Source organism: Rhodococcus sp. NPDC059968 (genome assembly GCF_042738615.1).
Lineage (GTDB): Bacteria > Actinomycetota > Actinomycetes > Mycobacteriales > Mycobacteriaceae > Rhodococcus_F.
In genome coordinates this window covers 86,949-96,936 of record NZ_JBHWUE010000039.1, presented here as the reverse complement: position 1 = coordinate 96,936, position 9,988 = coordinate 86,949, and the positions used below count along the sequence as shown (strand labels likewise).

Here is a 9,988-nt window from a genome sequence, read left to right as displayed (position 1 = left end):
ACAGGCCGCCACCGGACTGATCAAGAACATCGACAACCTCACCCCCGAGAACTCGGGCCGGTTCCAGCATTCGAATGGCACCTTCCTGCAGTGGTAAACCGCCTCTGTGGACCGCCGGGCACTATGACTCCCAAGACTAGGATTCCAAAGTCGCAATGATCACCATCTACGGATACACACCAGCCTTCGGTGTTCCGGACATCAGCCCGTACGTCACCAAGATTGTCAACTACCTGACGTTCACGGGTGTCGATTTCGAACACAAGACGCAGGACCTGGCGACCCTCGACCAGGACTCGCCCCACGGCAAGCTGCCGTACATCGTCGACAGCGACGGAACCAAAGTCGGCGACTCCAACACGATCATCGCCTACCTGAAGGACAAGTACGGCGACAAGCTTGACGCTGACCTGTCTGCCAAGGACCGGGCGCTGTCCCTGTCGTTCAGCCGATTGGTCGAGGAGCACCTCTACTGGAGCGGCATCATCCAGCCACGCTACCGTGAGGATTCGGGCTGGGAGACCTACATTCCCTGCATTGTCGGCGGCGGCGAGGTGACCCCGGAACTGCGGGCATTCCTGGACGCATTCCGTGTCCGGGTCGTCGAGGGCTTCAATGGCCAGGGGATGGGACGACGGAAGGCTGAAGTAGTCGTCGACTTCTTCCGTGCAGATGTCGATGCTCTCTCGGATTTTCTCGGGGACAGCGAGTACTTCCTCGGAAGCGAACTGCGTTCCATCGACGCAACTGTGTACTCGATCATCCGGCACATCGCCGACCAACCACAGGAATGGCTGGGCGCCGGGTATGTCCAGACGAAACCGAACCTGATGGCGTACCTGGACCGCATCCGCAAGCAGTACGACATCTAACCCGCCGGTAATCGACTCTCTTGGAGCATCGTTCGATGATTGACCTCTACTACTACACAAGCCCCAACGTGCGAAAAGTGCTGATCGCACTCGAAGAGCTTTCGCTTGAATACCAGATCGTATGGACCGACCTCAAGGAAGGGGAGCAGTTCGCGCCCGAGTATCGTCGGATCAATCCGAACGGCAAGGTTCCGGCGATCGTAGATCGCGATGGCCCCGGAGGCGAGCCAATCGCGCTCTTCGAGACCGGGGCCATTTTGCAGTATCTCGCCGAAAAGACCGGACGGCTGCTGCCCGCCGACCCCCGCGGCCGCCAGGAGGCGCTCTGCTGGCTGTTCTGGCAAGTAGCGAATCATGGCCCTATGGCAGGACAGGCCGCCCACTTCGTCTCACACGCCCCGAAGCACGGTATCGACAACCCCTACGCCCGGAGCCGATACGTCGGTGAGGTAGCACGCCTGTACAAAGTTCTCGACGACCGGCTCCGCGATCGGGACTATCTTGCCGGCGAGTACTCGATTGCCGATATCGCAACCTATCCCTGGGCCAGAGTTGCAGGTGGGCACGGAATTACGGTCTCGGACTTTCCGAATATGAAGGCGTGGTCGGACCGAATCGCAGCGCGCCCGGCCGCGAAGGTCAAGTTCTCCGACCCACGTGAAGAAGCTGCGCGAAAGAACGTCTACAACGCAGAGCAGTTCCAACGTCTGTTCCGACCCGAAGGATCCCCGGCATGAGCAACTCCCCAGACCTGTTGGCCGACAATGCACCTGGTCTAACAATCGCACCTGGTCTAACAATCGATGGACAGATCGTGACAACGTCGGCCGTCAACAGGGTGAACAACCCCGCGACCGGTGAGGTCTTCGCTGAAGTCCCTGACGCCGGCGTCGAGCATCTTGACGCTGCTGTGAATGCCGCTCGGCGTGCCGCCCCTAGCTGGCGTGACATGGGCATCGCGGCGCGACAGGATATCGTTCGGAACGTTGTCGAGCTCGTCCGCACGAATATCGACGAACTCGCCATGCTGGTAACGCTGGAACAGGGCAAGCCCTTAGCCAAGGCTGCCGGCGAGATTGATTCCGGGCTACGGGGCCTCGGTCGGTACGCGAGTACCGACATCCCGGTCGAGATCTATCGGGACAACAGCGACGAGTACATCGAGATTCACCGCGAGCCAGTCGGTGTAGTCGGTGCGATCACCGCGTGGAATTACCCATTGCTACTGGCACTGTGGAAGATCGGCCCGGCGCTTGTCACCGGAAACACCATCATCCTCAAGCCTTCCCCGCTCACCCCTGTAGCCACTCTCCGTCTCGGTGAACTACTGCAACAGGCGCTTCCCGCCGGTGTTCTCCAAATTCTGAGTGGTGGAGACGACCTGGGGCGCGCAATGACAGCTCATCCGGGGATCAACAAGATCACCTTCACTGGCTCAGAGCGGGCAGGCAAATCGATCATGTCCGGCGCGGGTCCGACGTTGAAGAGGCTGACCCTAGAACTTGGAGGCAACGACGCGGGTATCGTCCTCGACGACGTGGACGTCGCGGCCATGGCAGACGACCTCTATTGGGCGGCACTGTCCAACTGCGGTGCCGTATGCGCTGGTCTCAAACGCCTCTACGTCCCCGTCCGCCTCGCGTCCGCGATCGAGGAGGCACTCGCTGAAGTGGCCAAGACGATCGTCGTCGGCAACGGACTCGACGAGGGCGTAGACATGGGTCCAATCCAGAACCTGGCGCAGCTGGAAAAAGTCCGAGGCTATGTCGACGATGCGGTGCACCGCGGCGCCGATGTCTACTTCCGTGGCGAAATCCCGGACGGGCCAGGATACTTCCATCCTGTCACTCTTGTCCGCGGTCTCGACGACACGACTCCGCTGGTCAAGGAAGAACAATTCGGACCTGTTCTTCCGATCCTGACCTACACCGACATCGACGACGCCGTCGAACGCGCCAACAATTCGGATCTCGGGCTCGGCGCATCGGTGTGGTCCACGGACGAACAACGCGCAGTGCAAGTAGCGAATCGCCTGGAAGCCGGTACTGCGTGGGTCAATCAGCATCCAGTGCTGACATCGGACGTCCCCTTCGGCGGAATCAAGCAGTCGGGACTAGGTGTTGAACAGTCCGTCCATGGGATACTCGAATACACCAATTTCAGGGTGCTCCGCGTTAAGCGCTGAGATGCACGAATTGAGCTGTCGGCTCGTCGCAACTTTCCAGTGATGAGCACGTCTTACCCAGCGCGGGCCGACAGCTCCTTACACCCGTGCATCGAATCCTCGTACGCACGGCCGCCGACGCGCCCAGAAACAGGACGGACACATGAGGCAGCAAGTCATCCCTTCAAGAGCGACGACAGATACGGTCAGTTCACGGTTCACGTTCGTGTTCATAACCGATCCGCTCAGTGAGCTGGCCCCCGCCCACGACACCACAGTGGCACTGATGGAAGCAGCTCAGGCGCTTGGACATCGCGTCGTTGTGACCACTATCGCAGAACTGGGCGTGACAGCTGGGCGAGCAACGGCGCAGACTCGCGGCGTCACGCTGCAGCCTGCAGTACTCATCGACGGCAAGTGGATCATCGGAAAGAATTGGTTTGTCGCGACCGAATCCGAGCAGATCTTTCTCGACACTGCGGCAGCCGTATTCATGAGGACCGACCCGCCGGTGAATGCCGACTACTTGCGGGCGACATATATCCTCGACCTGGTCGATCCTGCGCGTACCCTCATGCTGAACTCACCCAGCGGTCTGCGGGACGCAAACGAGAAGCTTTTTGCTCTTCGCTTTCCAGAACTCGGCCCGCCGACGCTCATCTCCGCAGATCAGACCGAGATCATCGACGCGGTACAGTCATGGGGGAGGGCCGTTCTCAAACCAACGGACGGTATGGCCGGACGCGGGATCATGCTGCTCAGTCCTGGCGACCCCAATCTGCACTCGATCCTCGATACCGCTACCGAGCGTGGAACCAAACACGTCGTTGTCCAGCAGTTCATCCCCGCGGTCACGGCTGGGGACCGACGCGTCATCGTTCTCGGTGGAACCCCAGTCGGTGCTGTCCGGCGCATCGCAGAGGGCGACGAATTCCGCTGCAACATGGCAACGGGCGCGAGCGTGGAAATCGACACGGTCACAGAGAACGATCGCAGGATCTGCAGAACTCTCGGTCCGGAGCTCGTCAAACGCGGGCTCCATTTCGTCGGAATCGACATCATCGGAGATAGGCTCACCGAAGTGAATGTAACCAGCCCCACGGGGATTCGCGAGATCGACGCACTCAGCGGGACGCATCTCGCAACTAGCACCATATCGTGGGTAGCGGCTCTGTGTGCGAACGCAGAGGTCCGCTGATGACAATCACAGACCACACCGAACGCGTAGTCGTCGTCGGTGCCGACGCCGCTGGTATGAGTGCCGCGCACCAAGCGCTGCGTTCGGCGCACGCCGATGGTCGCACGATCGAGGTAGTCGTGCTGGAAAGAACCCGCGACACCTCCTACTCAGCATGCGGAATGCCCTATCTGATCTCGGGAACGGTAGCCTGCGAAGACGAACTGATCGCCCGCACTCCCGACCGCCACCGAGAAATGGGCGTCGATCTTCGCCTAGATGCGTTGGTGACCGACATCAACCTCGAAACGCGCACCGTCACATACGGAAATAGCGTCGGCGTATCCGAAACGGTAGACTTCGACAAACTCGTGCTCGCAACTGGAGCGCACCCTGTCATTCCACCATGGGCGGTTGACAGCAACGGACATCTGACACCGGGAATTCTCCCCGTAAAGAACCTCGACGATGCACGTCAATGGCTCAGTCTTGTACTGCCAGAACAATCGTCAGATTCCGAAGCAACCGAAGCCATTCGGCGCGCGGTAGTTGTTGGTGCCGGCTACATCGGTGTCGAGATGGCAGAAGCGATGGTCGATCGCGGATTCGAGACTACGCTGATCACCCGCAGTTCGGTGATGAGCAACCTCGACGAGGACATGAGCGCCCGCGTCCACAGCGCCCTCGCCGAAGGCGGAGTTCACGTTGTCCCGCAGTGCGTAGTCGAAGGCATCGACATCGTTGATGGAAGAGTTCGTTCACTGACAGCAAGCAACGGTGAAACGTACCCCGCGGATGTCGTTGTACTCGGGCTCGGTGTCAGGCCCGCCACTGAGCTGGGCGTCGCCGCCGGCCTCTCGGTCGGCGAGTTTGGCGGATACCTGCCAGATGAGAACCAATTAGTGGCTGAAAACGTCTGGGCTGCGGGAGATTGCTGCGAGGTCATCGACAGGATCACGGGTACCCGTACATTCGCTCCTCTAGGCACGCATGCGAACAAGCAAGGCAGGATCTGCGGATACAACGTCGTCGGCGGAAAACAGCAATTTGCTGGTGTGCTGGCGACAGCCATAACGAGATTCACCAATCCAAATGTGCACGTGGAAGTGGGACGGGCCGGGCTCTCGACCGACGCTGCAATTGACGCCGGATTCAGCCCAGAATCGCTGGTCACAGTGGGGGGAACCGCCAGCGGGTACATGCCGGAGCGGTCACCGATCGCTACCAAGATCATCGCAGACCGGAGGAGTAGACGACTTCTTGGTGTTCAGATCGTCGGAGGCCGAAACTCCGCCAAGCGAATTGACACTGCGGCCGCAGCACTATGGGGGCAGATGACTGTCGACGACCTCGCCGCCATGGATCTGTCGTACGCGCCACCATTTGCAACCGTCTGGGAAGCCGTTCAGCTCGCCGCCAGAAGGTTGGCAGACAGACTCTAGAGCAACCCGAATCCGGTGCTCTCCGAGATCCGGCTGGGATGCAGCATGTCCCGGCTGTACGAGTGTTTCGCTGTGTGGACGGGGTGCGCATCGCCATGCGTCGAAAGCGTTATCGTGGCGACGCGCGTCCCTTTAGCGAGAGTCGGCAACATGCTTGCGGAGCGCCCCAAGCATTTGAGTGACGAACTCGTGCTCCGTAGTTGACGTGACATCGTCAAGCTTCACCCGACCCGACTCGCTCGCCGCGGAGGGCTTCGACAGCGTCACACTGAAATGCAGTCCTTCCTGTTTGGATTCCGGAGATCCCGAGCCGCCCTGTGCAATCCCACCTTCCCGCTTGACCCAGCCCGCGATCGCGCTACACAGATCGGGCAATTCGCCGAGGCTGACCAGTACCGTGGAAAAGCTGTCCAGCGACGAGATCACGGCACCGGAGACCTCCACATAGACACGAATCGTCTCCAGGGTTTGCTCCGTGTCACGTGAGGTCTCGACAGGTTGATCGAATCCAAGCTCATAGAGGTCCTCGGCAACCTTCCTCGGCACACCGATGCGGAGTTGATCACGGACCACCCTGTCGTCCTCCCAGTCTGTCTGACGAGCCGCCAAGCTCAGTAGATCTTAACGTCGATGCCGCCTTGTGTAGCGGAAAAGTCCGCCGCCCTGGTGTGGTGACGGCGGGCTTGGCTGAATCAGCGACGGGTGTGGATGACGGGGGAGTAAGGGTGGGGTAGATGCCGGGTCCGTGTTCGTCGATGAGGTCCGCGAGGACGCGGGCGGAGCCGCAGCCCATGGTCCAGCCGACGTGGTCGTGTCCGGTGTGGTAAGAGAGATGTCGTGTTTCCCAGCCCGATGATAGGGGTCCGTTTGGGGGCTATTGGGCCTAGTAAAGAACAGGGCTGAGTTCTCTTCGATCTCCGGATGCCTCGGTCCCTATGTAGTAGCTGGCCTAGGACCCGAACGCGGCGCGCGGCATCGGCGTCGGCCCGGAACAGGCAGCGGTTGTTGCAGGAAGTTGTGTCCTGGCCGGCGACGGATAGCAGAACCAGCACGCCACCCGGCGGTGCCTGCGGGTCTAGGTCGTCGATCGGTTCGTAGCTGTTCATGGTCGTGAGCGTGGTGTGCCGGTCAGCCTCCTCCCTCTCCGTCCGGGCCATTGGGAGGGGGCCAGCGACGCCGGGTCAGCACCGGCACTCGAGATGCTCGCACATACGTCGACGTCTTGCCCTATTCAGTAGTGCGCCGGCTGCGCAGGGTGTGCGACGCCTGCTCCAGTGGTGTTCATTCGCCCGACATACTGCGAGGATACGAATCGGCATCTGCGACGCGAGCGTCCGCGGTGCGGCCCGCCAGCGCGGGCCGCACTCACAGGAGCTTATCGAGTCGATGGCGCTGCGTGCCGTGTTACTTCTTCGGGGCCGGGGGTGCGTTCAGTAGCGTGATGAACGGATCAGCGTTGGCTGCCATCGCGCCGAGGCCGCCGATTGCGGTGCCGGCGAGGGAGGCGCCCGCGCCGACCAGTAGTGCGCCGCCGATGCATCCGGCCAGCGGGCCGGCGCCGAACAGTAGTGCTGCTGGTGCGGAGATCACGGCCCCGGCCACGGCGCCGAGGAGGCAACCACCGACCAAACCGGTTGCCGCGCCGAGGAAGCCGCCGACGGCCGCCGTCAGGGTGATGTTGTCCTTGACTCCGGCGGTTGCGGCCGGCAGGTCGACCTGCCGCAACGGAAGGGCGACCGGGGTGGCGGCGGCCGGGCTGGTGTCGGTGGTCAGGGTTGCGGTGCGGCCGTTGATCTGTGCGGCTACGGGGTGCGCGAAGCCGTCGATAGCGATCGACAGTGGCACCGATTCGACGGTGACGCCGCTGGCGTCGCGGATGATCAGGTGGTTGTTCTCGTTGCTCAGTGACCCGGCCGTGGTGTCGATGATGACCTGATCACCGTTGCGGGTGAGGTTCCACCCAACCCCGGCGACCGGGGCCGGTGCGGGTTCCGCGTGGGCGGTGCCGGCGACGATTCCCATCGACGCGATGGTCATGGCAGCGACGGCCATCAGTTTGGACATTCTCATGTTCGTAGATCCTTCTCGATATTGGGTCGGGGACCGAACGGTCCCTGCAGTACTTGACTTGTCCAGCGGATGACGGCAGCGTCGGACGACGCGGCGCCGAGCACGCTGAATCGCTGTCGTGGGGGTGTTGACCCGCACACCGGCCGTGCAGTAGCCAAGGCGGGGATGGTGTTCTGCTGTACGGGGTTCCGCGGGTTTGATCGGCGTTTCCGTACGTTTCCGTACGTTTCCGTACGTTTCCGTACCGTTCCGTTGGTTGTTGTTCAGAGTGCAGGTGTGAGGGTGCCGGCCGGTGAGGGTGTTGATGCGGTCGGTCGTCGCAGGTACACGGCCCAGGTAACCCCCGCGCACACGATGTAGAACGCGGCGAACACCCAGAATGCTGTGGTGGCCGACTTGTGTACCCCGAGGTAGGACGCGCGCAGGACGAGGTTGATTCCGACTCCGCCGAGTGCACCGACGGCGCCGGCGATGCCGATCAGTGCCCCGGACATGGTGCGTGACCACGCGGCGGCGGAGGGGGCGTCGTCGGGGTGCGGTGTTGCGGCTTTCGCCGCGAAGATTGCCGGGATCATCTTGTAGACGGACCCGTTGCCGATGCCCGAGATGACGAACAGCAGGATGAATCCGACGACGTAGGCGGTCATGATGGTCGTGTTCGCGGCCCCGGGGGTGGCGTCGTCGACGGTGCCGGCGACGACGAGGATACCGGCGGCTGCCATCATCGCCACGAAGCTGTAGAGGGTGATCTTGCCGCCACCGATCTTGTCGGCGAGGCGTCCACCGAGTGGGCGGGACAGCGACCCGAGAAGCGGTCCGATGAACGCAATCTGGGCGGCGTGCAGGGCGGCGGTGGCCTGCATTGCGGCGGTTGCCGGAGCGCCGTTGGTCAGTCCGGCGAGGAAGTTGAGCTGCAGGATCTGGCCGAAGGCGAAGCTGAATCCGATGAACGATCCGAATGTTCCGATGTAGAGGAACGAGATGATCCAGGAGTCGCGGAATTTGAGCACATCGATCAGCGATCGTGCGCCGGTCTTCTGGTCGGTGAGGTTGTCCATGGAGAGGGCTGCGATGACGGCGGCGATGCCGATGAACACCAGGTACACCGCGCAGACGATCTGCGGGCTGCGGTTGCCCCAGGTGGCGATCACGAGCAGGCCGATCAACTGGATGGCCGGAACGCCGATGTTCCCGCCGCCCGCGTTCAACCCCAGGGCCCAGCCCTTGAGTCGTTGCGGGTAGAACGCGTTGATGTTGGTCATCGAGGACGCGAAGTTCCCGCCGCCGAGTCCGGCGAACGCGGCGACGATCATGAACGTGGTGTAGGAGGTCTCGGGCCGCGAGATGAAGTACAGGGTCAAGGTCATCGGCACCGCCAGGGCCAGTGCGCTGATGATGGTCCAGTTGCGGCCACCGAACGTGGTGGTGGCGAAGGTGTAGGGCAGGCGAAGCACGGCGCCGACCAGGGTGGGTGCGGCGACGAGGAAGAACTTTCCGGCGGCATCGATGTGGTAGACCGCGGCGGGCATGAACAGCACCATCACCGACCACACCGACCACACCGAAAACCCGATGTGCTCGGCCAGGATGGAGCCGACGAGGTTCCGGCGGGCGATGTTCTTCCCGCCCGCCTCCCAGGCGGTCACGTCCTCGGGGTCCCAGTTGTCGATCCGATGCCCGACCGATACGGGGGCAGGCGTTGAGTTCGAAGGTCGCTGAGATAGTGTTGTCACGGCTTAGCTCCTGAGGTTGAAGATTCGCAGAACCATAGGGGCGGAATATGTCCGCTCGATGGCGTGTGATGTCGGTGCGCTTACACTTCGCTCACCCGGGCACCTGCACCGAAGACAGCACCCCGAAACAACACCGTGACCATGGGGCAACAGGCTCTACACATGCATATGCCCTGGTCGGGGACATGTTCTCCGACGGAGACGGTGCGGTCTTCCTTCGCAGCGCGAGCGGTGTCGATCGTCGCGATCCCCTGGTGGGCGTCGGCGGCGGGCCCGGGTGGTGATCATGGGAGGCAGTGCGGGACCGACGGCGATATGCCCGAACGCTTCAGGATGGCCCGGGGTGGGGCAAGGTCGACCAGGCATGCCCCTCCGAGGGCGAGCGTTGTAGCAAGGTCGGGCAGGATGTTGCCGATCAACGCCTGGTTCGGGGCCTGTGCCACGGATCGGCAGCGCTCGACAGTCCCGCGATCAGTCCTTCGCGGCCGTGCCCAACAGCAGAACTGAGCCGGCGTGACTCGACATCGGGC

At 62.2% G+C, this 9,988-nt stretch carries 8 protein-coding genes; 5 read left to right on the top strand and 3 right to left on the bottom strand.

The features are described from left to right. Window positions 1-155 precede the first annotated feature (155 nt). The 5 genes from ACFWAY_RS27845 (at window position 156) to ACFWAY_RS27825 (ending at window position 5,655) form a co-directional block, all read left to right on the top strand. The gene (locus ACFWAY_RS27845; protein ID WP_378512907.1) at window positions 156-872 is read left to right on the top strand and encodes a glutathione S-transferase C-terminal domain-containing protein; all 717 of its coding nucleotides are present in this window, start codon (window positions 156-158) and stop codon (window positions 870-872) included. A gap of 35 nt (window positions 873-907) precedes the next feature. Next, window positions 908-1,609, top strand: a complete 702-nt coding sequence (locus ACFWAY_RS27840; protein ID WP_378458910.1) for a glutathione S-transferase family protein — start codon at window positions 908-910, stop codon at window positions 1,607-1,609. Further along, entirely contained in the window at window positions 1,606-3,057 is a 1,452-nt protein-coding gene (tadD, locus tag ACFWAY_RS27835) for a non-phosphorylative glyceraldehyde 3-phosphate dehydrogenase TadD (RefSeq protein WP_378512906.1), read from the top strand. Before ACFWAY_RS27840 ends, tadD begins: the two co-directional genes overlap by 4 nt. Window positions 3,058-3,199: 142 nt before the next feature. Then, a complete protein-coding gene (gene gshB, locus ACFWAY_RS27830; RefSeq protein ID WP_378458908.1) occupies window positions 3,200-4,234 on the top strand; it encodes a glutathione synthase in 1,035 nt (344 codons plus the stop codon). Further along, complete coding sequence (locus tag ACFWAY_RS27825; protein WP_378458907.1) at window positions 4,234-5,655, top strand: FAD-dependent oxidoreductase; 1,422 nt, start codon at window positions 4,234-4,236, stop codon at window positions 5,653-5,655. The genes gshB and ACFWAY_RS27825 overlap by 1 nt, the downstream gene beginning before the upstream one ends. Window positions 5,656-5,787: 132 nt before the next feature. Here ACFWAY_RS27825 and ACFWAY_RS27820 read toward each other — a convergent pair whose 3' ends face one another. From ACFWAY_RS27820 to ACFWAY_RS27810, 3 genes are all read right to left on the bottom strand, one after another. Continuing rightward, window positions 5,788-6,228, bottom strand: a complete 441-nt coding sequence (locus ACFWAY_RS27820; RefSeq protein WP_378512905.1) for a hypothetical protein — start codon at window positions 6,226-6,228, stop codon at window positions 5,788-5,790. 831 nt (window positions 6,229-7,059) lie between these two features. Beyond that, on the bottom strand, window positions 7,060-7,725 hold the full coding sequence (locus ACFWAY_RS27815; protein ID WP_378512904.1) for a hypothetical protein: 666 nt from the start codon (window positions 7,723-7,725) through the stop codon (window positions 7,060-7,062). Window positions 7,726-7,988: 263 nt separating this feature from the next. Beyond that, window positions 7,989-9,458: a nitrate/nitrite transporter gene (locus ACFWAY_RS27810; protein WP_378512903.1), complete on the bottom strand. Its 1,470-nt coding sequence runs from the start codon at window positions 9,456-9,458 to the stop codon at window positions 7,989-7,991. Between the last annotated feature and the right edge of the window lie 530 nt (window positions 9,459-9,988).

Coding starts and splice junctions, on each gene's coding strand:
- tadD (WP_378512906.1), top strand. CDS start 1,606: ATGAGCAACTCCCCAGACCTGTTGGCCGACAATGCACCTGGTCTAACA.
- ACFWAY_RS27845 (WP_378512907.1), top strand. CDS start 156: ATGATCACCATCTACGGATACACACCAGCCTTCGGTGTTCCGGACATC.
- ACFWAY_RS27825 (WP_378458907.1), top strand. CDS start 4,234: ATGACAATCACAGACCACACCGAACGCGTAGTCGTCGTCGGTGCCGAC.
- ACFWAY_RS27840 (WP_378458910.1), top strand. CDS start 908: ATGATTGACCTCTACTACTACACAAGCCCCAACGTGCGAAAAGTGCTG.
- ACFWAY_RS27815 (WP_378512904.1), bottom strand. CDS start 7,725: ATGAGAATGTCCAAACTGATGGCCGTCGCTGCCATGACCATCGCGTCG.
- gshB (WP_378458908.1), top strand. CDS start 3,200: ATGAGGCAGCAAGTCATCCCTTCAAGAGCGACGACAGATACGGTCAGT.